1 protein-coding gene is annotated in these 786 nt (G+C 30.5%); it reads left to right on the top strand.

What is annotated here, in order from left to right:
* Window positions 1-301: 301 nt before the first annotated feature.
* Window positions 302-786, top strand: a 485-nt coding sequence (locus tag ACFIN0_RS09940) for a DnaB-like helicase N-terminal domain-containing protein (protein ID WP_375702475.1), incomplete at its 3' end; no start/stop codon positions are given.

The following is a 786-nucleotide window of genomic DNA, read 5'->3' as shown; positions in this document are numbered from 1 at the left end:
CGGCTTTTGTTTGCAACTGGAAACTTATACATTTTAAATGTTAAAATATATTACACAAAACGTGTAAAAATGCAAGCCTTAATACATAAAAACCGCATCAAAATGAATTGATACGGCTTTTATTATCAAAACAGCTAGCGATCTAAATAAACGATTAAAAGAAATAACCGAAATATAAAAGAACATCTCTTTATTGCACAAAACGTATCAAAAAGCAAGCTGTTAAGTAAAATAAAAATGGGATTCACACTGTAGATTCAGTGATTTATAATTATCATTTATCAAATCAATTTAAATCATAATGAATAAAATGAACGCTGTTAATTTACCTTCTTTTCAAACAGAAGAACAATCTTCTTTTCGTCAACTGCCCCATAATATTGAAGCAGAGAAAGCTTTGCTGGGTGCTATCATTATCAATAATAATGCTCTTGATAGCGTTTCTGATTTTTTAAAAGCAGAGCACTTTTTTGAACCGTTGCATCAAAAGCTTTTTGATATCATTTCACAAATTATTCAAAATGGAAAAGTTGCAGATCCCATTACTATTAAGCCCTTTGTTGAAAATGATGTGAAAATTGGTGACATCACTGTATATAATTACGTGGTGCGTTTAGCTAAAGAAGCTGTAACAATCATTAATACTAAAGATTATGGGAGCGTCATTTATGATCTGTTTATCCGACGCTCTTTAATTAACCTTGGCACTCAAGTTGTGAATAGAGCTTATGATGTTTCTGTAGAACTTACAACATCACAACAAATTGAAACTGTTGAAAATCAGTT

The sequence above is a fragment of the Bartonella sp. AA89HNZF genome, assembly GCF_042196905.1.
Lineage (GTDB): Bacteria > Pseudomonadota > Alphaproteobacteria > Rhizobiales > Rhizobiaceae > Bartonella.
This window is presented reverse-complemented; position numbering and strand designations above follow the sequence as displayed.